Source organism: Pseudacidovorax sp. NFM-22 (genome assembly GCF_021401245.1).
GTDB lineage: Bacteria > Pseudomonadota > Gammaproteobacteria > Burkholderiales > Burkholderiaceae_C > Xenophilus.
On sequence record NZ_JACBFY010000009.1, the window covers coordinates 162,853 to 184,280 of the forward strand.

Consider the following 21,428-nt stretch of genomic DNA (forward strand, 5'->3'; position numbering starts at 1 on the left):
TCGGCCTTCTCCTCCAGGCCGCGTGCCCAAACACATGGAACACATGACAACTCTTCAGGAACCCGCCCGCACCCTCCCCCTCTTCGGCGAATGGGACGTCGTGGTCGTCGGCGGCGGACCGGCGGGCATCGCGGCGGCGGTGAGCGCGGCGCGCCATGGCGCCCGCACGCTGCTGGTGGAACGCTACGGCTTCCTCGGCGGCATGGGCACGGCCGGCGGCGTGACCAACTTCGCGGGCCTCTACGGCCGGCGCAGCGGCGAGATGCAGCGGCTGGTGCGCGGCGTGGCCGACGAGCTGCTGGCGCGCATCGACGCACTGGGCGGCCTCAACCAGCCGCAGGACGGCATGCAAGGCCGCATCCGTGTGCGCTCCTACGACACCTCGGCGTACAAGTGCGCCGCCGACCAGCTGCTGGCCGATGTGGGCGTGGACCTGCTCTTCCATGCCTGGGCCGCGGCCGTGGTGATGGACGGTGCCCGCATCGCTGCGCTGGTGGTCGAGACCAAGTCGGGCCGGCAGGCGATCCGCGCCGCGGCCTTCGTCGATGCCAGCGGCGATGCCGACGTGGCGGCCTTCGCCGGCGTGCCCTTCGAGGTGGGTGACGGCCATGGCAGCGGGCTCTTTCCCACCACCATGTTCCGCGTCGGCCAGGTCGATGCCGGGCCGGCGCTGGCGGCGGTGGGCGAGTTCAAGGCCATCAACGACTGGATCGAGCGCGTCAAGGCCGCCAAGCCGGGCGAGTACCGCTTCGCGCGCGAAGGCGCGATCCTGCGGCCCAACATCGATCCGCGCGAATGGCGGGTCAACGTCACGCAGATCCGCAATGCCGAAGGCCGGGCGATGAACGGCGTGGATGCGCGCGAGCTGAGCGCGGGCGAGCTGGAGGGCCGGCGGCAGATCGCCGAGTTCCACCGCTTCCTCAAGGCCGAGATCCCGGGCTTCGCGCAGTCGGCCATCGTGGAGATCGCACCCCAGGTGGGCATCCGCGAGACCCGGCGCATCCGCGGCCTCTATGCACTGGCGGCGGAAGACATCCTGGGCTCGGCCCAGTTCGACGACGTGATCGGCCTCAGCGCCTGGCCCATGGAGCTGCATGCCGACGGCCGCATCGAATGGGGCTTTCCACGCGACGCCGACAACGCCTACCACCACCTGCCCTGGCGCATGCTGGTGCCGCAGGGCGTGGACAACCTGCTGGTGGCCGGCCGCTGCGCCAGCATGACCCATGAGGGACAGTCGGCCGCCCGCGCCAGCGGCGGCTGCTTCGCGATGGGCCAGGCCGCCGGCACCGCCGCCGCGCACCTGGGCGCGGGCCGCTTCGCGGAGGTCGATGTGCCCGCGCTGCAGCAGAGGCTGCGGGCGGACGGGGCGGACCTGGACGCGCCGCGCGGCTGAGGCCGGCTCGACTTCTTTCGGCGGTTCCGCCGCGCGGTGCGCGGCCCATGCCCCCTGGCCAGCACCGGCTGCAAGCGCGTTGCTGCAGCCTCAGAGAAAGACGTCGCTCCCTCTCCCCTCGCGGGAGAGGGCGGGGGAGAGGGGCAGCAGCGATCGCAAGGCCCACGGCGGCTTCGAGACGCGCGCCCCCTCTCCCCAACCCCTCTCCCGCGAGGGGAGAGGGGCTCAAGGCCGCCCTTGGGCGAGCCTCGGACGTCTCAGGGGTCCGGCACGCATGTTGCGCGTCGCCTTGGGGCGGCACCTCAGGCCGCGTCAGCGGCCTGGGGGGTGCTTACCGGTATCCAGGCTCGCTGGCGTTGTGAATGATCCAGATCAGGTAGCCACTGGTGAAGTCGCCCATGCCGCCACCCGCGAAGATCAGGCGGCCCTGGCCCTTGTAGGTCATCTCGAAGCGGTGGCGGTCGCCGCCGAAGTAGAAGGGGATCCAGGCCTTGCCGGTCATGTAGGCGCCCTGGTCGGTGGGCGGGCCGATCAGGTCGGTGACCTGGCGCACCGGCATGCCGATCTGCAGCTTGGTGAACTTGCTGTTGGCAGCCGGGTTGCCGGTGATCTCGCCTTCGTAGTCGTTGATGCCCTTGACGGTGATGCCGCTGCCCGATTCGACCTTGGTGGAGTCGACCACGTTGCCGTTGGCATCCATGCCCGGCTTGCCGGCCCCGCGCGTGCCCGAGCCCTTGGCGGACGAGCTGGCCGCCGGCGCGGGCGCCGCGGTGACGGGGGCGGCCGCCGGCGCCGCAGTCCGGGCAGGGGGCGGTGCCGACACGGGTGCGGCGACGGCGACCTCGGCGCAGCGGTCCAGTTCCAACACGCGGTGCTTGGGCTTGGCCGTGACACGCACGGCCCGCACCTTGGCTGTCACGGTGCCGCCCTTGAAGCCGCGCTCGGACGTGGCGCAGCGGAAGAAGATGCCGTCCTCCGCATCGACGGCATAGGCACCGGCCGGCACGCCACGGCCGCTGGCACGGGCGAGTTCCACCGACACGGTCTCGCCGACCAGGGCCTTGCGGATCTTGACGGCGCTGGTGTCGTCCGCGGCATCGCGGATGGCGGCGTAGTCCAGGCCGGGCAGCCTGGGTGGCGCCACGGGCGCTGGTGCCGCAACGGGTGCGGCAGCGGCAGGTGCGGGCGCCGCAGCACCCGTGGCAGCGCCACCCACGGTGCCGGTGCCACCGGCGCTGTTGCCGCTCGAAGCGCAGCCCGCCAGCAGCGCAGAGGCCGCAGCCGCCGCGATCAGGGACAGGCGAAGTGTCGAAGTCATCAAGAGTTCCCTCTCTGGTGGTGATGGGAGGTCACCCGCCACATGCGCAGTGGGTGCCGAGATGCGAGGCATTGTGCCAACCGCCCATGGCTGGACGGCGCACGCGCGCGACGCCTATGCTGGCGCATGATCTCGCACGTCTTCCTGGGCACCCGCGACTTCGAGCGCGCGCTGGCCTTCTACCAGCCGCTGCTGGCCGCGCTGGGCCTGCAGCAGCGCTTCATCGACCGCGACCATCCCTGGGCGGGCTGGCAGCAGCCCGGCGTGGCGCGGCCCCTGCTGCTGCTGGGCCGTCCCTACGACGGCCAGGCGGCCAGCGCGGGCAACGGCGCCATGCTGGCCCTGCTGGCGGACAGCCGCCGCCAGGTGGACGAGGTGCATGCCCTCGCCCTGCAGCTGGGCGGCCGCTGCGAAGGCCCGCCCGGCCTGCGGCCGCACTACCACGCGAACTACTACGGCGCCTACTTCCGCGATCTGGACGGCAACAAGCTGGGCCTGGCGTGTCACGCGCCCGAAGAGGGCGGCCCCATCCAGAGCCCCAGCACCCACTCGTCCACATAGTGATCCTGCGCGGCGCGCTTGTAGAAGCCACGCAACGTGCCCTCGTGCACGAAGCCCAGCGACTGGTAGAAGCGCAGCGCGCGCCGGTTGTCGCTTTCGGCGAAGAGCTCGACGCGCAGCGCGCCCTCGCCGCGCAGACGGGCCAGGGCGTCCTCGATCATGGCCCGGCCCACGCCGCGGCCATGATGGCGCGGGTCCACCGCCAGCGTGCCGAGCAGCGCCACATGGCGGGCCCGCCCGGGGTAGCGCATGGCGCGGTAGAAGCCGGCCACCTGGCCCGTCACCTCCCACACGAAGAAGCAGCCCGAGGCGAGCAGTTCGTCGAACACCGGGCGGAAGTCCTCCAGCGGCATCGGCTCGTGCGTGAGGAAGGGCACCACCTCGGGATGCATGTAGATCTCATGGACGGCGGCAAGGTCGGCGGGTGTGGCAGGTCGGCGCATGACGGCATTGTGGGCGGCCCGCATCCATGCATGCGTGTGGCGGGCGATGCGGGCGACACAGGCAGTCGACCGAAGACCGTTCGGGTTGAGCCTGTCGAAGCCGGGGCACCGATCCGAGCGGCGTCGCCCCCGTGGCTGCCTCCCGGCCCGGGCTTTGCTAACGTGAGGGGCTGCTCTGCTTCCGCCCCCACGCCATGACCGATGCCCCCACCACCGCCTGCCTCGTCGAGGACCTCGTCGCCCTCATGCGCATGGAGCCGCTGGGCGACGACCGCTTCCGCGCGCAGAGCGAGGACATCGGCACGCCTGCCGTCTTCGGCGGCCAAGTGCTGGGCCAATCGCTGATGGCGGCCTGCCTGACGGTCGAGCCTGACCGGCCGGTGCATTCCATGCATGCCTACTTCCTGCTGCCGGGCGAGCATGCGCCCATCGACTACAGCGTGGACCGGGTGCGCGACGGCCGCAGCTTCACCACACGCCACGTGCTGGCGCGGCAGTCGGGCCGCATCATCTTCGAGATGGCGGCCTCGTTCCAGACACGCGACCGCGGCGTCGAGCACCAGCTGGCCATGCCCGAGGTGGCATCGCCCGACACGCTGCCCAGCGACCGCGAACGCCGCCGCGCGCTGGGCGATCAATTGCCCGAGCCCTTCCGCGTGAAGGGCACCGCGCCGCACGGCATCGAGTTCCGCACCGTCGAGCAGGACGACCTGCTCGCGCCCCTGCCGCGCGAAGGCGGCAGCGCCGTCTGGATGCGCGCCGTGGCCCCGCTGCCCGACGATCCCCACATCCACCGCGCCCTGCTGGCCTATGCCTCGGACCACGGCCTGCTGCGCGCCGCCATGATTCCGCACGGCCTGAGCTTTCTCACCGGCCAGGTGCGCGCCGCCAGCCTGGACCATGCCATGTGGTTCCACCGCGACTTCCGCTTCGACGACTGGCTGCTGTACGTCATCGACTCGCCCAGCGCAGGCGGCGCGCGCGGGCTGTGCCGCGGCAGCGTGTTCGCGCGCGACGGGCGGCTGGTGGCCTCCACCGCGCAGGAAGGCATGCTGCGGGTGCGCGAGCCGCGCGGCTGAGGCGCGCTACACCCCCAGGTAGCGCGACCAGACGCTGCGGTCGGCATCCAGCGCCGCCGAGTCGCCCTGCCACACCACGCGACCGCGCTCCAGCACCACATGCCGGTCGGCCAGGCCGAGCAGGCGGTCGATGTACTTGTCGACCACCAGCGTGGTCTGCCCGGCCTCCTTGAGGCGGCGCAGGCAGCGCCAGATCTCCTCGCGGATCACCGGCGCCAGGCCCTCGGTGGCCTCGTCCAGGATCAGCAGGCGCGGGTTGGTCGACAGCGCACGGGCGATGGCCAGCATCTGCTGCTCGCCGCCCGAGAGCTGGTGGCCCAGGTTGTCCGCGCGCTCGGCCAGGCGCGGGAAGAGCGCATAGAGCTTGTCGAGCGTCCAGCCGTCGCGCAGGCCGTTGCGCTGGTCGGCGAAGGCCACCAGGTGCTCGCGCACCGTCAGGTTGGGAAAGCACTGGCGGCCCTCGGGCACGATGGCCACGCCCATGCGCGCGATGGCGTCGGGCCGGCGGCCATGCACCGGCTCGCCCCCGAAGCGGATGCTGCCGCGGCGCAGCGCCAGCGCGCCGATCAGCGTCTTGAGCGTGGTGCTCTTGCCCATGCCGTTGCGGCCCAGCAGCGTGAGCACCTGGCCGTGACGGATGTCGAGGTCGATGCCGAACAGCACCTGGCTGGCGCCGTAGCCGGCCTCCAGGCCGCGGGCTTCGAGCAGCAGGGTCGAAGGTCCGCTCATGCCGCCACCTCCTCGGTGCCCAGGTACACGGCCTGCACCTGCGGATTGCCGCGGACCTCGTCGACGCTGCCGGCCACCAGCACGCGGCCGTAGACCAGCACCGAGATGCGGTCGGCCAGCTCGAAGACGGCCTTCATGTCGTGCTCGATCAGCAGGATCGCCATGTCGCGCTTGAGTTCGTGGATGAGGGCGGTCATCTGCTGCGAGTCCTCCGGGCCCATGCCGGCCATGGGCTCGTCCAGCAGCAGCAGCTTCGGGCGCGCGGCCAGGGCCAGCGCCACGTCGAGCTGGCGCTGTGCGCCATGCGGCAGCGTGCCGGCGATGCGGTCCAGCGCGTGCGACAGGCCCACGCGCGCCGCCAGTTCGTCGGCGGTGGCGCGCAGGGCGGCCTCGCGGTTGCGCTCGCCCAGGAAGCGCAGGCTGCTGCCGGCATGGGCCTGGGCGGCCAGCAGCAGGTTCTCCATCACCGTGGACTGGCGAAAGATGCTGGTGATCTGGAAGCAGCGCGACAGGCCCGCCCGCACCCGCGCATGCGTGGGCAGCGGCGTCAGGTCCACGCCCGCCAGCCGCACGCGGCCGGCATCGGGTGCGATCAGTCCCGAGATCAGGTTGACCAACGTGGACTTGCCGGCGCCATTGGGGCCGATCAGCGCATGGACCTCGCCGGCATCGACGGCCAGCGACACGTCGTCGGTGGCGCGCAGGGCGCCGAAGTTCTTGCGCAGGCCTTCGACCTGGAACAGGTGAGTTGGCGCACCCGCGGCATCGGCCGTGATCGGCGCGTTCATGACGCCCTCCCTTCGGCCACCGCGCCCGCCGCAGCCGGCGATGAAGAAGGTTGCCGCGCCGGCCAGCGCAGTCCCGCCAGCCCGCGCGGCGCCAGGAAGACGATGGCGATCAGCAGCAGCCCCAGCGGCAGGTGCCAGTATTCGGTGAAGCGGCGCACCACTTCTTCGAGCCCGATCCACACCGCCGCGCCCACCGGGCCGCCCCAGCGGTGGCCGACGCCGCCGATCACTACCATCACGATCAGCGTGGCCGATTGCGTCCAGTGCATGACCGAGGGGCTGACGAAGTTGTTGTGCGTGACCAGCAGCGCGCCCGCCAGGCCCGCCACCGCCCCCGCCAGCGCGAAGGCCACCAGCTTGAGGCGCACCACCGGATAGCCCATGGCCTGCATGCGCACCTCGTTGTCGCGGATGCCCATCAGCGCCTGGCCGAAGCGCGCGCGCGTGGCCCGGGTGAGCAGCGTCATCACCGCCGCGAACAGCGCCAGAACCACCCAGTAGAAGGTGGGCTCGTCCGCCAGGTCCAGCCCCAGGCCGAGTTCGGGCCGCTGCATGAGGTTGTAGCCGTCGTCGCCGCCATAGGCGCGCAGCGACACGGCCGCGAAGTACAGCATCTGCGCGAAGGCCAGCGTGATCATGATGAAGTAGACGCCCCGCGTGCGCAGCGCCACCAGCCCCACCAGCGCAGCGACCCCGCCCGCCACCACCGCCGCGGCCGGCCACAGCAACCAGGCCGAGACCTGGCCCGCATCGGCCAGCGCCACCATCGTGTAGGCCCCCACGCCCACGAAGCCCATGTGGCCCAGCGCCACCAGGCCGCCGAAGCCCAGGATGAAGTTCAGGCTGGCCGCGGCCAGCGCGAAGATCAGCACCCGGCGCACGAAGCTCACGTAGTAGTCCAGCCCCACGATGGGCGCCAGCAGCGGAAAGGCCGCCAGCAGCGCCAGGGCGATCCAGGGGAATGCGCGTGCCATGCCGCTCACCCCCGGGCCGGGAACAGCCCGGCCGGCTTGACGGCCAGCACCACCGCCATCAGCGCATAGGTGGCCAGGCCCGCGATCAGCGGCCCCAGGTCCGACACCAGCGTGGGCGGCAGCAGGCCGCGCAGCGCCATGGGCACGAAGGCGCGGCCGATGGTGTCCACCAGGCCCACCAGCATGGCCGCCACGAAGGCGCCGCGCACCGAGCCGATGCCGCCGATGACCAGCACCACCAGCGAGGGGATGAGGATCTCCTCGCCCATGCCCACCTGCACCGCGGTGAGCGGGCCCATCAGCGCGCCGGCCAGGGCCGCGAGCGCGGCGCCAAGGAGGAAGACCAGCGAGAACACCCGGTCCACCCGCACGCCCATGAACTCGGCCATGGCGCGGTTGGAGGCACCGGCGCGCACCAGCATGCCCATGCGCGTGTGGTTGACCAGCGCATACAGGCCCAGCGCCACCAGCACACCCGCCGCCAGGATGACGAGGCGGTAGGCCGGGTAGGGCAGGCCCGGCATCAGCTCGACGGCGCCCGACAGCGCCTGCGGCGCCGAGGCCATGACCGGCGCCGGGCCCCAGATCATCTTGGCCACGTCGTCGGCCACCAGGATCACGCCGAAGGTGGCCAGCACCTGCGACAGGTGGTCGCGCCCGTACAGGTGCCGCACCAGCAGCCATTCGAGTAGCACCGCCAGCACCACGACCAGCAGCACCGCCGACGCCACCGCCATCACGAAGGAGCCGCTGGCCGTGTGCACCGTGGCCGCCACGTAGGCGCCGCCCATGAAGAGCGAGCCATGGGCCAGGTTCATCACGTCCATGATGCCGAACACCAGCGTGAGCCCCGCGGCCAGCAGGAAGAGCATCAGCCCGTAGCCCAGGCCGTTGAGCATCTGCTCGATGAAAAGGATGGGCGTCATCGCGGGCGCGCCGTCACTTCAATTTGCAGAGTTGGTGATAGGCGTCGCGGTAGCCCTTGAGCGGCGTCGACAGCGTCTTGTTGGTGATCTTGCCCTCGGCGTCCTTGCCGATCACGCGCAGGTAGTAGTCCTGGATCGGGAAGTTGTTGTTGCCGTACTTGAAGGGCCCGCGGATGGACTGGAAGTTGGCGGCCTTCAGGGCCTTGAGCACGGCCTCCTTGTTCTTCACGTCGCCCTTCACGTCGCGGGCCGCGGCGTCCATGGCTAGGATGGCGTCGTAGGCCTGCGCGGCATAGAAGGTGGGGTAGCGCTTGTAGGCCTTGCGGAACTCGCTCACGAACTTCTGGTTGGCGGCATTGGGCAGGTCGTGCGACCACTGCGAGGTGGAGAACAGGCCCAGCATGGGCTCGCCCACGGCGGCGATGGTGTCCTCGTCGGCCGAGGCCGGGTTGGTCACCAGCCGCACGTCCTTCGACAGGCCCGAGGCCACGAACTGCTTGATGAAGTTGATGCCCATGGCGCCGGGCAGGAAGAAGAACACCGCCTCGGGCTTGGCCGCGCGGATCTGCGCCAGCTCGGCCGCGTAGTCGAGCTGGCCGACCTTGCCGTAGACCTCGGCCACCACCTGGCCCTTGTACAGGCGCTTGAAGCCGGTGAGGTGGTCGCGGCCCGCCGGGTAGTTGGGCGCGAGGATGAAGGCGCTCTTCAGGCCCTGGTCGCTGGCCCATTGGCCGGCGGCCTCGTCCCAGGTGTCGTTCTGGTAGCTCTGGCCGAAGAAATAGGGGTTGCACTGGGCACCGGCGTACTGGCTGGGGCCGGGGTTGCTGGTGATGAAGGGCACCTTGGCCGCGAACAGGGCCGGGCCCACGGCCAGCGCCACGTTGGAGGGCGTGGGGCCGGTGAAGAAGTCGATCTTGTTCTGCTGCACGAAGCGGTCGACGATCTGCTTGGCCTGGTCGGGGCTGCCCGCGGTGTCGGCCTGGATGAACTCGGCCGGGTAGCCGCCCAGCTTGTTGTCGAGCAGCCTGATCGCCAGGTTGATGGCATCGCGCGTCTCGGCACCGCCGGCCGCGAAGGGGCCGGAGATGTCCAGCGCCAGGCCCACCTTGATGGGGTCGGCGGCGAAGACGGGCGCGGCGAAGGCCAGGGCCAGGGCGGCAGCGAGCAGCGGCCGGGTGCGAACGGGGGTCATGGGCTTCCTCTCCGGGGAATGCGTGAATGGGATGGACGGCAGTCAGCAATCGGCATGCCATCGGGCTTGTGCCCCATGGCATGCGGCAATGGCTTCTCAGATGGGCGTGGCCAGCAGCGTGAGCACGCGCGAGGTGTCGTACACCACGCGCCGCTGCGCAAAGCGCCAGCCCGCGGGCGTGCGCACGAGTCGGTCCAGGTAGCGCCCGGCCTGGAAGATGAAGGACTCGCCGTTCGTGCGCGTCTGCACCACCACGTACGAGGACTCGGCCGTCAATGTCTGCGCATCGACCGGCGTGATCGTGAGGCCGCTGGTCATGTGGCGGTAGCTGTGCGACTCGTAGATGTTGGCGTGCCGCAGCGCCACCACGCGGTCGCGCAGCATGCCCGCGTTGGTGCAGTGCACGAGGCCGATGGGCAGGCCCATGTCGGCGTTCTCCTTGGGCACGATCTCGTACAGGCAGTCTTCGGTGAACAGGGCCGTCCAGTCCTCCAGCCGGTCGTTGTCCAGCAGGGCGCAGTAGCGCTCGTTCAGCTGGTGGATCTGGAACCAGAGGGCGATGTCGACGTCGGGCGCAGCGCTTGCTGCGGCGGCCTGGGGGGCTTCCATCACGGTGCTCATCTCAATATCCCATCAGCTTCTGATAACCGGTCCAGAACTTCCGGATCAGGTTCTCCGTGATCATGGTGTCCTCGCGGTTCGGGTCGGTGCGGCCCAGGTCCAGCACCGAGGTGGCGTCCGCATCGCGGGCGGTGCCGCGCTGCACCAGCTCGGTGGCCTCGGTGTCCTCCATCGAGATGTAGCCCGCCGGCCCTACCAGGTTGGCCTGCTTGATGCGCAGCGCGCGCAGCTCGGGCGTGTCGTCCTCGTAGCCGAAGAAGTGGAAGACCAGCTCGAACTCGCCCGGCGCCTTGGGCAGCACCTGGCGCGCCACCAGCGTGTTGTGGATCTGCTGCAGCACCAGCTGCGGAAAGATGGTCTGGATGTGGTTGGTGCAGTCCTCCTCGTACTCCGAGATGAAGCCCAGCACCGACGCGTCCTCCAGGTGGAAGCCGTCGTCCATCGAGCGGATCGCCTGCTGCTTGTAGGCGGTGGCGGTGTCGCCCTCTTCCTCGATGTTGGTGGCGGTGATGATGCTGTGCAGGCCGTGCGTCTTGTCGGCCAGCGAGCGCGCCTTCATGCCCACGCGGAAGATGTTGAAGGTGGTGTGGAAGAGGTGCAGCAGGCTCGCGTGGTACGGGTCCTTCACGTTCTCGTAGTAGAGCTTCCAGTTGCTGCGCGCGTACTGGCGGGTGCAGCCCAGGTACACCACCTTCTTGTGCATCACGCGGTCCACCCAGGGCCGCATCTGCTCGCCGATGTAGTCAGAGAGCGTGGGCGCCTCGTCGCTGAAGCTGGCGAAGACCAGGCCCTTGTAGCTGTCCACGCGCAGCTTGCGCAGGCCGTGCGCCTTGTTGTCGAAGTCCGGCGGCATGCCGGGCGCGCCGTCGCGGCCGCGCTTGAAGGGAATGCCCTGCAGGTCGCCCTTGGCGCTGAAGCCCCACTGGTGGTAGACGCAGGTGTGCACCTTGGCATTGCCGCGGGCATTGCGGCAGACCATGGCGCCGCGGTGCGCGCAGCGGTTGACCCAGCAGGCCAGCTCGCCGTCGGGCGCGCGGGTGACCACCACCGGCGTGTCGCCGACGAAGGTGCTCTTGTAGTCGCCGGGGTTGGGGATCTCCGCCTCCAGCGCGACGAAGCTCCACGTGGGGCCGCGGTAGATGCGCTCCTGCTCGCGCTCGAAGACCTCCTGCGAGCTGAACACGGCATAGGGCACGCGCGAGCCGTCGGCCTGCGGAAAGTGCACCACGCGCTGCTCGCGCTCGGCGGCAGCCGCCTGCAGTGCACCAGGATCGACCGGTTGATTCATGGCAAGAACTCCTTCCTTGTGCGGGCCCGGCAAGGGCCGGGCGTCATGGGCCGCATGGTCGAAGGCGCGGCGCGCGGCGGCTATCCGAATCGCGCGGATTCGGTGGCGCGGCTGTCCGGATCGCGCAGGACTTGCAGGTCCGCCGATGCCACAAAAGGCTGGCGCGCTTCTTGCGCTGCGTCAGGCCCTGTTCGGAAGCCCCGCCAGACCATGCGTCCAGCCGCCGCCTCCTCTTTCGCCGACCCGCACGGCTCCGGTTCCGCCTTCGTGCCGGGGCTGCTGCGCGCGCACCGCCTGTTCGAATCCTCGGACCTGGACGACGCGCGCGAGCGCATCTCGCGCGTCATGCAGCCGCACCGGCTGCAGGCGCTGGAGCGTCCGCGCGGCGGGCGCTCGCACATGGACTTCGTGCGTGTGGGCGGCATCGGCGTGGGCACCATCCGCTTCGGCGAAACCACGCGCGTGGACGTGTCGCCGGTGGAGGACTACCACCTGCTCATGTTCTGCCTGCAGGGCCATGCCGAGGTGCTGGCCGACGACCGGCCGCTGCAGGCCGATGGGCGCCACGGCATGGTGTGCGCACCCGGCAGCCGCTTCCTGGCCGACCTGTCGCCCGACTGCGAGCAGTTCGTGCTGCGGCTGGACCGCCGCATGCTGGAGTCGCACACCGGCCGGCCGCTGCGCTTCGACGCCGCGCTGGACCTGCGGCGCCCGGCCCTGCAGGCCTGGCGCGCACAGTTGCACCTGCTGCTGAGTTCCGAGGCGCTGATGCAGGCCGTGCAGGCCAGCCCGATCGTCGCGGCCGAGATGGAGCGGCTGCTGGTGCACCTGCTGCTGGCCGGCCAGCCCTGGACCGACGACGTGCCGCTGCGCATCGCCACCCGGCCCGCCGGTACGGGCGCAGGGGCGAGCCAGGCGGCCTGCGTGCGGCGCGCGATGGCCCACATGGAATCGCATGCCGACGAGCCCCTGCGCCTGGCCGACATCGCCGCGGCCGCGGGCGTGTCGGTGCGCACGCTGCTCGACGCCTTCCGCCGCGTGCGCGACGAAAGCCCCATGCAGACCCTGCGCGAGCTGCGGCTGGAGCGCGCCCGCCAGCGCCTGCGCGCCGGCGAGGACGGCATCACCGTCGCCATCGCGGCGCTGGACTGCGGCTTCGCGCACCTGGGCCGCTTTGCGCAGGCCTACCGCGCGCGCTTCGGCGAGTCGCCCTCGGACACGCTGCGCGCCGCAGGCTGAACACGCGACGCGGAAAGGCGGCGGGGCGCCCTCAGGCCCTGGCGCGCGTCGGCAGCAGCACCGCGGCGATGGCCACCATCAATAGGGTCATGGCCAGCCAGTCCTGCCAGTAGACGGCTTCGCCCAGCCACAACGCACTGCTGAGCACGCCCAGCACCGGGATCATCATCACGCTGATGGTCGAGGCCACCGGCGGCAACCCGCGCGCCAGCACGAACCAGGCGACGTGGGCGAAGCCGAAGATCACCACCGCGTTGTAGACGATGGCGCCCCAGGCCGCCGGGCCCGGCATGTGCCATTCGCTGCGTTCGGCCAGGGCCGAGAGCGCGCCCATCACGAGGGCGGTGAGCGTGGTCATCCAGAAAGACAGCGTGAGCGTGGGCACCGGCAGCTGGGTGCGCCGCAGCAGCTGTGTGCCCAGCGCCCAGGTGGCGGCCGCCACCAGCGCCAGGGCCACGAAGCCCGGGCTGCCGGCCAGGCCGGTGAACTCGTGCCACAGCAGGAAGGCCACCCCCAGCGCAGCCGCTGCCACGCCCATCCAGGCCCGGGCCGACAGCCGGGTGTTGAAGAGCCACGCGCCCAGGATGGCCGAGAACACCGGCATGGTGTAGCCCAGGATGGCCGCGCGCCCGCCCGACAGGTGGCGCAGCGCGATGATGATGCACACATGCCAGACGAACATGTTGGTGGCCGACAGCCACAGCAGCTCGGGCCAGTGGCGGCGCGGCACGCGGAAGGGCAGGCGCATCGTCAGCAGCACCACCGCCAGCACGGGCACCCCCAGCCACAGCGACATGGCGCGGAAGGCCAGCGGCGGCAGGTCGCTCACTCCCACCTTCATGATCGGCCAGTTGATGCCCCAGGCGATGGTCAGCGGAATGAGCAGCGCCCATTGGCGGCGGGTGAGGGTCTCCATGGCGGGGGATTGTGCGCAGGCAGGGCGCGGCTTGCCGGCAGCGGGACAAAGGTCGGCACGCCAGAGGCGAGCCCTTGCTCCCTCTCCCCTCGCGGGAGAGGGCTGGGGAGAGGGGGCGGCGGTGGCAAGGCCAACCGTCCGGGGCGAGGATGCCCCCTCTCCCCAACCCCTCTCCCGCGAGGGGAGAGGGGCTCAGACAGCGCCGGTCGGAAAGGACTCTTCTCAGGCCATCGCCTGCTTCCGCGTCATCCACCGGCCCCCGAACATCACCACCCCCAGCGCCGCCACCACGCAGGCGCTGCCGGCCCACTGCCAGGCCGTCACACGCTCGCCCAGCGTGAGCATGCCGGCGGCCAGGCCGATCACCGGCACGCCCAGACTGAAGGGCGCCACGCGGTTGGCGGGATGGCGCTTGAGCAGGCCGGTCCACATCGCATAGGCGGCGATGGTCGCAAACCAGCCCAGGTAGGCCACGCCCAGCCAGCCGCCCAGGCTGGCGTGGCGCCACTGGTCGTGCGTCGCCGCGGGCTCGAAGAACAGCGCCATCGCGCCGAAGGGCAGGATGGGCACCAGCGACATCCACACCACGAACTGCAGCGGGTCGTAGCCCGGCTGCGCGGCCTGCGCCCGGCGCGCCACGATGTTGGAGGCGGCCCACATGAAGGCACCGCCCAGGTTCAGCACCAGGCCCAGCACGGTGATGCCGGCCGTGGCCGAGCCGCCCGCGAAGTTGAGGCCGAAGCACAGCAGGCCCACCGCGGCCAGCGCCAGGCCCGCGCGCAGCGGCCCGGACAGGCGCTCGCCCAGCAGGGCCACGCCCAGCAGCGTGGTGAAGAAGACCTGCGTCTGCATCAGCACCGAGGCCAGGGCCGCCGTCATGCCCACCTTCAGCGCGACGAAGAGCAGGCCGAACTGCCCCAGCTGTGCCAGGCCCGCGGGCACCAGCCAGCGCCAGGACAGGCGCGGCTTGCGCACGAAGAAGATCAGCGGCAGCACCGCGAACACATAGCGGAAGAAGCCCAGCTGGAAGGGCGTGAAGTCGCGCAGCGAGTACTTCATCGCGACGAAGTTGAGGCCCCAGATGACCACCACGCCGAGGGCGGCGAGCAGGTCCAGGCCAGCGAAGCTGTGGGCAGGGCGGGTCATGCGGCCTCCTTGACGGCGGCGGCGGCCTGCAGGCGCTGCGCCAGTTCGTGCGCCGGCAGGCGGCCGCGCAGGCCGATGGCGACCAGGGTGTCGGCGGCTTCCGGCATGGCGGCGGTCGGTGCCGCACGCAGCGCGCCGTGGCGGCCGGCGAACTGCAGCTCGACCAGGCCCGGATGCGCGTCGGTGCGCACCAGGCCCTTGAGGCGCAGCACGCCGGGCGGCATGGCCTTGAGCAGCGCACGCAGGGCGGGCGCGTGGAAGACCGGCGCATCGCGCAGGGCCCAGGTCTCGAAGAGCTGGGCATGGTCCACGTCGCCGTGGTCGTGGTGAGCGTGCAGCGCGTCGGCGTGCCGCGCGTCGTGCGCGGGCCGGTGGTGGTCCGCATGCATGTGGCCGTGCTCGCCCCCGCAGGCTGCGCAACGCGTAGGGCCGTCGTCCGCCCGCGGCAGGCGCGGTGCCTGCAGCAGCGCCGCCGGCACGCGGGCCTGCACGGTCTCGATGCGCGGCGTGGCGGGCCAGTCGGCATCGAGCCATGCACGCAGGCCGGACAGCGTGGCGTCGTCGACCAGGTCGGTCTTGTTCAGCACCAGCAGGTCGGCCGCGTCCAGCTGCCGCCGCACGCTGTCGGCCAGCAGCGGGTCGGCCGCCTGTTCGCGCAGCATGGTGGCGTCGGCCAGCACCAGCACGGCGTCCAGCGCCAGGGCGGGGTCGGCCAGCCCCACCTGCGCGATGCGCCAGGGGTCGGAGACGCCGCTGGCCTCGATCACGATGGCCTCGGGCGGTCGATCGCGCTCGATCAGGCCGATGAGCGCCGTCGTCAGGTCGTCGCCGATGGCGCAGCAGACGCAGCCGTTGGTCAGTTCGATGGCGCCGGCTTCTTCGCTGGCGATGAGCGCGCGGTCGATGTTGATGGCGCCGAAGTCGTTGACCAGCACGGCGATGCGCCGGTCGCCCGACTGCGCGAGCAGGTGGTTGAGCAGCGTGGTCTTGCCCGCGCCCAGGAAGCCGCCGATGACGGTGAGGGGGATGCGCGGCCTCATGCCGGCAGCCCGCCTGCGCGTGCGAAGCGCATCGCGCCCCTCACGCCGCCGCCTCGGTCGGCACGCCGCCGATCACCGTGCCGGCCACGCGCAGGTCCTTCAGCGCTTCGGGCGCGACGGCCAGCGGGCTTTCGTCCAGCACGCAGAAGTCGGCCCACTTGCCCACCTCGATGGAGCCGATGCGGTCGTCCAGGCCCAGGGTATAGGCGGCGCCCTGGGTGATGGCCCACAGCGCCTCGGGCACGCCGATGCGCTCGGCCTCGCCCAGCACGCGGCCACTGGACGTGAGCCGGTTGACGGCGCACCAGGCGGTGAACAGCGGCGCCAGCGGCGTGATGGGCGCATCGGAATGGATGGCCAGCGGCACGCCGTGCGCGAGCGCGGTGGCGCAGGCGTCCATGCGGAAGGCGCGGTCGGGGCCCATGGTCTGCGACAGGTGCGCCTCGCCCCAGTAGTAGATGTGGTTGGCGAACAGGTTGGCGCACACGCCCAGCGTGGCCATGCGGCGGAACTGCGCCGCATCGGCCATCTGGCAGTGCTGCAGCGTATGGCGGTGGTCGGCGCGCGGGTGCGCGGCCAGCGCCTCTTCGATGCCGTCCAGCGCCAGCTCGGTGGCCTCGTCGCCGTTGGTGTGGATGTGCAGCTGGAAGCCCTGCGCATGGAAGTCGCGGATGGCGGCCTTGAGCTCCGCCGGCGGCAGGATCCAGATGCCGTTGGGCGCGCCGTTGTGGTACCCCGGCCAGCGCACACGGGCCGTGAAGCCCTGGATGGAGCCGTCGGCCACGATCTTGACCAGCCCGTAGTGCAGCTTGGCGTTGCCCTCGGCCTGCGCCTGCCGCTCGCGGATGCGCGCCGCGCCCTGCGCGCGGTTGAGGCTGCCGTCCAGGCACAGGTAGGCCGGCACCAGCCGCACCGGGAAGCCGGGCTCGCCGGTGACCTGCATCATGGCCACATGGTTGGACTCGGCCAGGTCGTTGACCAGGTCGGTGGCGGTGGTCACGCCCGCCAGCCGCGCCATCTGGCCGAACAGGCGCAGGCTCTCGGGCGAGGAGCCGGTGATGCGGAAGATGTTGCCCACCAGCCGCGTGATGGGGAACATGGCCGCGAACTCCTGCAGCTCGCCGCTGGGCTCGCCATCGGCGAAGCGGGCGATGCCCTCGATGTCGGTGTCGCGGTCGATGCCGGCCGCGGCCAGCGCGGCGCGGTTGACGTTCATCAGGTGCTGGCTGGCATGCAGGATGACCACCGGCCGCGTGGTGGAGACCTGGTCCAGGTGCTCCACCGTCATGCGCTCGGTGCCGAAGAAGAGCGGATCGAAGCCCCAGGCCAGCAGCGGTGCCTTGGGGTCGGTGAGCGCGGCGTCGGCGGCGCGCAGGCGGGCGATCACCTCGTCGAAGTTGCGGCAGCCCTCCCACACGCGGCCGTCGGGCGAGGTGCGCGCATGGAAGCCGACGAAGCTGAACTTCCACAGCCCGCCGGCCATGAGGTGCGAATGGCCTTCGACCAGGCCGGGCATCAGCACCTGGTCGGCATAGCGGGTGTCGAGCGTGAAGTCGCCGAAGGCCTGCATGCGCGCCAGGTCGCCCACGCCCAGGATGCGGCCCTCGCGCACGGCCACGTGGGTGGCCTGCGGCTGGCGCGGGTTCATGGTGAGGATCTGGCGGGCCTGGAAGACGGTGATGGGGGACATGGTGTGGGGATTGGTTGAAGGCGCACGGCCTGGTTGCGGCGGCCGTGCCGATGGCAGATGTTCAGGCCAGGTCAGGCCGCATCACGCCGCGTCGGGCAACGCCAGCGGCGGCACGGGCCGGCCCGCCTGCAGCGTGACCTTGTGGCAGGCCACCCAGTGGCCCGGCTGCACCTCGCGCAGCTGCTGCGGCTGGCTGCAGGCCGGCTCGGCGACCGGGCAGCGGCCGGCGAAGCGGCAGCCCGGGGGCGGATCGAGCGGGCTGGGCGGATCGCCCACCAGCCGGATGCGCTGCGCCGCCCGCGCACGGCCACCGCGCACCGTGGGCACGGCCGACATCAGCGCCACGCTGTAGGGATGCAGCGGCCGGGAGAAGAAGGTGCGGCGCGGTGCGCGCTCCACGATCTGGCCCAGGTACATGACGGCGATCTCGTCGCAGATGTGCTCCACCACCGCCATGTCGTGCGAGATGAACAGGTAGGTCAGCCCCAGCTCGCGCTGCAGCCGCGCGAGCAGGTTGAGGATCTGCGCGCGGATGGCGATGTCCAGCGCCGACACCGGCTCATCGCAGACCACCAGCTCCGGGTTGGTGGCCAGGGCGCGCGCGATGTTGATGCGCTGGCGCTGCCCGCCCGAGAACTGGTGCGGGAACAGGTGCTGCTGCTCGGGCCGCAGGCCGACGGCATGGAAGAGCTCGTCCACCCGCGCGGCGCGCTCGTCGGGCGTGCCGATCTTCATCAGGTCCAGCGGCGCACGCACCGCCTCGCCCACACGCTGGCGCGGGTTGAGCGAGGAATACGGGTCCTGGAAGACCATCTGCAGCCGGCTGCGCGCGCGGCGCAGGTTCTCGCCGTTGACCAGGCTCAGCTCGGTGGTGCCCAGGCGGATGCCGCCCTCGGTGATGGGCGCGAGCCGCATCACGGCCAGGGCGGTGGTGGTCTTGCCCGAGCCCGATTCGCCCACCACGGCCAGCGTGGTGCCGCGGCGCAGCTCGAAGCTCACGCCATCCACCGCCCGCACCACGCGCCCACCGGCGCTGGGGAAGTGCACCTTGAGGTCGGTGACGGAGAGCAGCACCGGCGGCGGTGGCGTGACGGGAGCGGGCATGTTGGGGAAGGGAATGAGTTGGCTCATGGCGGCGACGGCGCTGGGGTTCAGGCGCGCACCGCTTCGGCGGCGGGCGATGCGGTGGCCGGCGTCGATGCCGCGGTCTCCGCCAGCAGCCAGCAGGCCGCGCCATGGCCGGGCGCGCCCTCGGCCGCGAACATGGGTGGCACCTCGGCCGCGCAGCGCGCATGGGCCTGGGGGCAACGCTCGCGGAAGGCGCAGCCATGGCCCAGCTCCCACAGCGAGGGCACCACGCCCGGGATCTCCGCCAGCTCGGCGCGCTCGCCGGCCTGGCTGCTGCCCAGCTCGGGCAGGCAGGCGATCAGGCCCTGCGTGTACGGATGCTGCGGCGCGCCCAGCACGTCGTCCGCGCGGCCCTGCTCGATCACGCGGCCGGCGTACATCACCATCACGCGGTCGGCCATCTCGGCCACCGCGCCCATGTCGTGCGTGATGAGCACGATGGCGGTGCCGCGCTCGCGCTGCAGATCGCGCAGCAGGTCGAAGATCTGCGCCTGCACCGTCACGTCCAGCGCGGTGGTGGGCTCGTCGGCGATCAGGATGTCGGGCCGGCAGGCCAGCGCCATGGCGATCATCACGCGCTGGCGCATGCCGCCGGAGAGCTGGTGCGGGTACTCGTCCACGCGCCGCTCGGGCGCGGGAATGCCCACCTGGCGCAGCATCTCGACGGCGCGGGCATGGGCGGCCTTGCGGTCCAGCCGCGCATGCAGGCGCAGCGATTCGGCGATCTGCTCGCCCACGGTGTAGACCGGGTTGAGCGAGGTCATCGGCTCCTGGAAAATCATGGAGATGCGGTTGCCCCGCACCGCGCGCAGCCGCTCGGGCGTGGCGTGCACCAGGTCCTCGCCCTGGAAGCGCACCGCGCCGCCCGCCACGCGGCCCGGCGGCTGCGGCACCAGACCCAGGATGGCCAGCGCCGTCATGCTCTTGCCGCAGCCCGATTCGCCGACCACGCACAGCGTCTCGCCCGCGTGCACCTCGAAGCTCACGCCGTTGAGCACCAGCGCCTTGCCGCGGCGGGTGGCGAACTCGACACGCAGGTCGTCGACCTGGAGAAGGGCTTCGGTCATCTCAACGCTCGCGAAGTTTGGGGTTGAGGGCATCGTTGAGCCCGTCGCCGATCAGGCTCACGGCCAGCACGGTCAGGAAGATGGCCGCGCCCGGGATCGCCACCGCCCACCAGGCCGAGAGCACGTACTGGCGGCTGCTGCCGATCATCATTCCCCAGCTCATCAGGTTGGGGTCGCCCAGGCCCAGGAAGGACAGGCCCGCCTCGAACAGGATGGCCGAGCCCACGGCCAGCGTGGCCGAGACCACCAGCGGCGCGATGGCGTTGGGCAGGATCACCTTCCAGATCAGCCGTGCATTGCCCGCGCCGATGGCGCGCTCGGCCCGCACGAACTCCAGGTCGCGCACCTTCATGAACTCGGCCCGCGCCAGCCGCGCCGTGCCGGGCCAGCTCACCAGGCCGATGGACAGCACCACCGTCACCAGGCTGGGCGAGAACAGCGTGACCACCACCATGGCGAAGAGCAGCGCCGGCAGCACCTGGAAGAACTCGGTGACGCGCATCAGCAGCGCATCGACCCGGCCGCCGTAGAAGCCGGCCAGCGCGCCCAGCGTGACGCCGATGGTGACCGACAGCAGCGCCGCCACCGCGCCCACCAGCAGCGTGGCCCGGCCGCCGTAGAGCAGCGCGATGCCGACGTCGCGGCCGAGCTGGTCGGTGCCCAGCCACACATCCTCGGTGCCCGGCGGGCTGAGCGGCGCGCCGCGGATCTCGAAGGGATCGGCCTGCACCAGCCAAGGCCCGACCACCGCGACCAGCACGATGAGCGCGAGCAGCACCAGCCCGGCCACCGCCGCCGGGTTGCGCATGAACATGGTCAGCGCCTCGCGCGCGGGCGAGGGCGCGGCCGGCAGCGGCATGGCGGCCGGTGCGGGCTCGCCAGGGGAGATGGGAAGGGCGGACATCGCTTACTTGCTCTTGATTCGAGGATCGATCAGGCGGTAGCAAAGATCGGTGAGCAGGTTCATCACCAGCACGACCACCGCCGACAGCAGCAGCACGCCCAGGATGGTCGGGTAGTCGCGGCGCAGCACCGACTCGTAGGCCAGGCGGCCCAGGCCCGGCCAGTTGAAGACCGTCTCGACCAGGATGGCGCCCGCCAGCACGTTGCCGAACTGCAGGCCCAGCACCGTCACCACCGGCAGCACCGCATTGCGCAGCGCATGCTTGTAGAGCACCACGCCCTCGGCCAGGCCCTTGGCCCGCGCCGTGCGGATGAAGTCGGCGCCCAGCACCTCCAGCATGCTCGCGCGCGCCAGCCGGCTGTACTGGGCCAGGTACACCATCGACAGCGTGAACATCGGCAGCACCAGGTGCCACAGCACGTCCACCACGCCGGCCAGGCCGCGGCCGTCGCTGTCGATCGAGCGCATATCCGATACCGGCAGGATCGGCCACACCGAGGCGAACAGGATCATCAGCATCATCCCGCTCCAGAACACCGGCGCCGCGAAGCCCACCAGCGAGAAGACGGTGATGGCCTGCGACAACCAGCCGTTGGGCTTGCGCGCGGCCAGCACGCCCAGCGCGGTGCCGAGCAGGAAGGCGCACACCACCGAACTCAGCACCAGCAGCAGCGTGGCCGGAATGCGTTCGGCGATCAGGTCGACCACCGGCAGGTTGAAGATGTAGGACTGGCCCAGGTCCAGCCGGGCCACGCGCCCGAGGTAGATGCCCAGCTGCACCGGCAGCGGCCTGTCCAGGCCGTAGCTCTGGCGCAGCTCGGCCTTCAGCTCCTCGGACATGCCACCGCTCATGCCGGCGATGGTCTCCACCGGATCGCCGGGCGCGGCATGCACCAGCGCGAAGTTGAGCACCACCACGGCCAGCACCAGGCCCAGGGCCTGCAGCAGACGTGAGGCCAGGGGCTTGAGCAGCTTCATCGCCG

The 21,428-nt window shown here is 71.3% G+C and carries 21 protein-coding genes; 4 read left to right on the forward strand and 17 right to left on the reverse strand.

The genetic code is table 11. From position 1 onward, the window contains the following. Positions 1–43 precede the first annotated feature (43 nt). Entirely contained in the window at positions 44–1,396 is a 1,353-nt protein-coding gene (locus L0984_RS26475; RefSeq protein ID WP_234197357.1) for an FAD-dependent oxidoreductase, read from the forward strand. 331 nt (positions 1,397–1,727) lie between these two features. Here L0984_RS26475 and L0984_RS26480 read toward each other — a convergent pair whose 3' ends face one another. Further along, positions 1,728–2,714 (reverse strand): hypothetical protein, encoded by a 987-nt coding sequence (locus tag L0984_RS26480; RefSeq protein ID WP_234197359.1) that lies wholly within the window; start codon positions 2,712–2,714, stop codon positions 1,728–1,730. A 126-nt stretch (positions 2,715–2,840) separates the two neighbouring features. On the opposite strand from L0984_RS26480, the gene L0984_RS26485 reads away from it, so the two are divergent. After that, positions 2,841–3,275 carry a VOC family protein gene (locus L0984_RS26485; RefSeq protein ID WP_234197361.1) on the forward strand — a complete coding sequence of 145 codons (435 nt, stop codon included), beginning with the start codon at positions 2,841–2,843 and terminating at the stop codon, positions 3,273–3,275. On the opposite strand, the gene L0984_RS26490 is transcribed toward L0984_RS26485, so the two are convergent. Beyond that, the gene (locus tag L0984_RS26490) at positions 3,218–3,718 is read right to left on the reverse strand and encodes a GNAT family N-acetyltransferase (RefSeq protein ID WP_234197363.1); all 501 of its coding nucleotides are present in this window, start codon (positions 3,716–3,718) and stop codon (positions 3,218–3,220) included. The two genes, L0984_RS26485 and L0984_RS26490, sit on opposite strands and share 58 nt — an antisense overlap. 194 nt (positions 3,719–3,912) lie before the next feature. Here L0984_RS26490 and L0984_RS26495 point away from each other — a divergent pair, with 194 nt between their 5' ends. After that, positions 3,913–4,797: an acyl-CoA thioesterase gene (locus L0984_RS26495; RefSeq protein WP_234197365.1), complete on the forward strand. Its 885-nt coding sequence runs from the start codon at positions 3,913–3,915 to the stop codon at positions 4,795–4,797. Between the two features lie 6 nt (positions 4,798–4,803). Here the strand turns inward: L0984_RS26495 and L0984_RS26500 are convergent, their stop codons facing one another. The 7 genes from L0984_RS26500 to andAc all read right to left on the reverse strand — a co-directional run bounded on the left by L0984_RS26500 (position 4,804) and on the right by andAc (position 11,315). Then, positions 4,804–5,526, reverse strand: a complete 723-nt coding sequence (locus L0984_RS26500) for an ABC transporter ATP-binding protein (RefSeq protein WP_234197366.1) — start codon at positions 5,524–5,526, stop codon at positions 4,804–4,806. Then, on the reverse strand, positions 5,523–6,314 hold the full coding sequence (locus L0984_RS26505; protein WP_234197367.1) for an ABC transporter ATP-binding protein: 792 nt from the start codon (positions 6,312–6,314) through the stop codon (positions 5,523–5,525). Before L0984_RS26505 ends, L0984_RS26500 begins: the two co-directional genes overlap by 4 nt. Then, the gene (locus L0984_RS26510) at positions 6,311–7,288 is read right to left on the reverse strand and encodes a branched-chain amino acid ABC transporter permease (protein ID WP_234197368.1); all 978 of its coding nucleotides are present in this window, start codon (positions 7,286–7,288) and stop codon (positions 6,311–6,313) included. The genes L0984_RS26505 and L0984_RS26510 overlap by 4 nt, the downstream gene beginning before the upstream one ends. Positions 7,289–7,293: 5 nt before the next feature. Continuing rightward, on the reverse strand, positions 7,294–8,214 hold the full coding sequence (locus L0984_RS26515) for a branched-chain amino acid ABC transporter permease (protein ID WP_234197369.1): 921 nt from the start codon (positions 8,212–8,214) through the stop codon (positions 7,294–7,296). A gap of 13 nt (positions 8,215–8,227) precedes the next feature. Then, positions 8,228–9,406, reverse strand: a complete 1,179-nt coding sequence (locus L0984_RS26520) for an ABC transporter substrate-binding protein (RefSeq protein WP_234197370.1) — start codon at positions 9,404–9,406, stop codon at positions 8,228–8,230. 96 nt (positions 9,407–9,502) lie between these two features. Further along, positions 9,503–10,015, reverse strand: coding sequence for an anthranilate 1,2-dioxygenase small subunit AndAd (gene andAd, locus L0984_RS26525; protein WP_234197371.1), 513 nt, complete (start codon positions 10,013–10,015; stop codon positions 9,503–9,505). 13 nt (positions 10,016–10,028) lie between these two features. Beyond that, a complete protein-coding gene (gene andAc / locus L0984_RS26530; RefSeq protein ID WP_234197372.1) occupies positions 10,029–11,315 on the reverse strand; it encodes an anthranilate 1,2-dioxygenase large subunit AndAc in 1,287 nt (428 codons plus the stop codon). A gap of 210 nt (positions 11,316–11,525) precedes the next feature. Here andAc and andR point away from each other — a divergent pair, with 210 nt between their 5' ends. Continuing rightward, complete coding sequence (andR, locus tag L0984_RS26535; RefSeq protein WP_234197373.1) at positions 11,526–12,554, forward strand: anthranilate 1,2-dioxygenase regulatory protein AndR; 1,029 nt, start codon at positions 11,526–11,528, stop codon at positions 12,552–12,554. A 31-nt stretch (positions 12,555–12,585) separates the two neighbouring features. Here the strand turns inward: andR and L0984_RS26540 are convergent, their stop codons facing one another. The 8 genes from L0984_RS26540 to L0984_RS26575 all read right to left on the reverse strand — a co-directional run bounded on the left by L0984_RS26540 (position 12,586) and on the right by L0984_RS26575 (position 21,423). Continuing rightward, entirely contained in the window at positions 12,586–13,470 is an 885-nt protein-coding gene (locus L0984_RS26540) for a DMT family transporter (protein WP_234197375.1), read from the reverse strand. Positions 13,471–13,692: 222 nt separating this feature from the next. Then, positions 13,693–14,616 carry an EamA family transporter gene (locus L0984_RS26545; RefSeq protein ID WP_234197376.1) on the reverse strand — a complete coding sequence of 308 codons (924 nt, stop codon included), beginning with the start codon at positions 14,614–14,616 and terminating at the stop codon, positions 13,693–13,695. Next, positions 14,613–15,656 (reverse strand): CobW family GTP-binding protein, encoded by a 1,044-nt coding sequence (locus L0984_RS26550; protein WP_234197377.1) that lies wholly within the window; start codon positions 15,654–15,656, stop codon positions 14,613–14,615. The genes L0984_RS26545 and L0984_RS26550 overlap by 4 nt, the downstream gene beginning before the upstream one ends. Positions 15,657–15,696: 40 nt before the next feature. Further along, positions 15,697–17,346: an amidohydrolase gene (locus L0984_RS26555; RefSeq protein ID WP_234197378.1), complete on the reverse strand. Its 1,650-nt coding sequence runs from the start codon at positions 17,344–17,346 to the stop codon at positions 15,697–15,699. An 81-nt stretch (positions 17,347–17,427) separates the two neighbouring features. Continuing rightward, on the reverse strand, positions 17,428–18,477 hold the full coding sequence (locus L0984_RS26560) for an ABC transporter ATP-binding protein (RefSeq protein WP_234197379.1): 1,050 nt from the start codon (positions 18,475–18,477) through the stop codon (positions 17,428–17,430). Between the two features lie 20 nt (positions 18,478–18,497). Then, positions 18,498–19,541 carry an ABC transporter ATP-binding protein gene (locus L0984_RS26565; RefSeq protein WP_234197380.1) on the reverse strand — a complete coding sequence of 348 codons (1,044 nt, stop codon included), beginning with the start codon at positions 19,539–19,541 and terminating at the stop codon, positions 18,498–18,500. Position 19,542: 1 nt separating this feature from the next. Continuing rightward, the gene (locus L0984_RS26570) at positions 19,543–20,445 is read right to left on the reverse strand and encodes an ABC transporter permease (RefSeq protein ID WP_234197381.1); all 903 of its coding nucleotides are present in this window, start codon (positions 20,443–20,445) and stop codon (positions 19,543–19,545) included. Between the two features lie 3 nt (positions 20,446–20,448). After that, positions 20,449–21,423 carry an ABC transporter permease gene (locus L0984_RS26575; protein ID WP_234197382.1) on the reverse strand — a complete coding sequence of 325 codons (975 nt, stop codon included), beginning with the start codon at positions 21,421–21,423 and terminating at the stop codon, positions 20,449–20,451. Positions 21,424–21,428: the final 5 nt, after the last annotated feature.

Coding starts and splice junctions, on each gene's coding strand:
- L0984_RS26555 (WP_234197378.1), bottom strand. CDS start 17,346: ATGTCCCCCATCACCGTCTTCCAGGCCCGCCAGATCCTCACCATGAAC.
- L0984_RS26565 (WP_234197380.1), bottom strand. CDS start 19,541: ATGACCGAAGCCCTTCTCCAGGTCGACGACCTGCGTGTCGAGTTCGCC.
- L0984_RS26495 (WP_234197365.1), top strand. CDS start 3,913: ATGACCGATGCCCCCACCACCGCCTGCCTCGTCGAGGACCTCGTCGCC.
- L0984_RS26480 (WP_234197359.1), bottom strand. CDS start 2,714: ATGACTTCGACACTTCGCCTGTCCCTGATCGCGGCGGCTGCGGCCTCT.
- L0984_RS26515 (WP_234197369.1), bottom strand. CDS start 8,214: ATGACGCCCATCCTTTTCATCGAGCAGATGCTCAACGGCCTGGGCTAC.
- L0984_RS26475 (WP_234197357.1), top strand. CDS start 44: ATGACAACTCTTCAGGAACCCGCCCGCACCCTCCCCCTCTTCGGCGAA.
- L0984_RS26500 (WP_234197366.1), bottom strand. CDS start 5,526: ATGAGCGGACCTTCGACCCTGCTGCTCGAAGCCCGCGGCCTGGAGGCC.
- L0984_RS26545 (WP_234197376.1), bottom strand. CDS start 14,616: ATGACCCGCCCTGCCCACAGCTTCGCTGGCCTGGACCTGCTCGCCGCC.
- L0984_RS26575 (WP_234197382.1), bottom strand. CDS start 21,423: ATGAAGCTGCTCAAGCCCCTGGCCTCACGTCTGCTGCAGGCCCTGGGC.
- L0984_RS26510 (WP_234197368.1), bottom strand. CDS start 7,288: ATGGCACGCGCATTCCCCTGGATCGCCCTGGCGCTGCTGGCGGCCTTT.
- L0984_RS26560 (WP_234197379.1), bottom strand. CDS start 18,477: ATGAGCCAACTCATTCCCTTCCCCAACATGCCCGCTCCCGTCACGCCA.
- L0984_RS26485 (WP_234197361.1), top strand. CDS start 2,841: ATGATCTCGCACGTCTTCCTGGGCACCCGCGACTTCGAGCGCGCGCTG.
- L0984_RS26540 (WP_234197375.1), bottom strand. CDS start 13,470: ATGGAGACCCTCACCCGCCGCCAATGGGCGCTGCTCATTCCGCTGACC.
- andR (WP_234197373.1), top strand. CDS start 11,526: ATGCGTCCAGCCGCCGCCTCCTCTTTCGCCGACCCGCACGGCTCCGGT.
- L0984_RS26570 (WP_234197381.1), bottom strand. CDS start 20,445: ATGTCCGCCCTTCCCATCTCCCCTGGCGAGCCCGCACCGGCCGCCATG.
- L0984_RS26490 (WP_234197363.1), bottom strand. CDS start 3,718: ATGCGCCGACCTGCCACACCCGCCGACCTTGCCGCCGTCCATGAGATC.
- L0984_RS26550 (WP_234197377.1), bottom strand. CDS start 15,656: ATGAGGCCGCGCATCCCCCTCACCGTCATCGGCGGCTTCCTGGGCGCG.
- andAd (WP_234197371.1), bottom strand. CDS start 10,015: ATGGAAGCCCCCCAGGCCGCCGCAGCAAGCGCTGCGCCCGACGTCGAC.
- L0984_RS26505 (WP_234197367.1), bottom strand. CDS start 6,314: ATGAACGCGCCGATCACGGCCGATGCCGCGGGTGCGCCAACTCACCTG.
- andAc (WP_234197372.1), bottom strand. CDS start 11,315: ATGAATCAACCGGTCGATCCTGGTGCACTGCAGGCGGCTGCCGCCGAG.
- L0984_RS26520 (WP_234197370.1), bottom strand. CDS start 9,406: ATGACCCCCGTTCGCACCCGGCCGCTGCTCGCTGCCGCCCTGGCCCTG.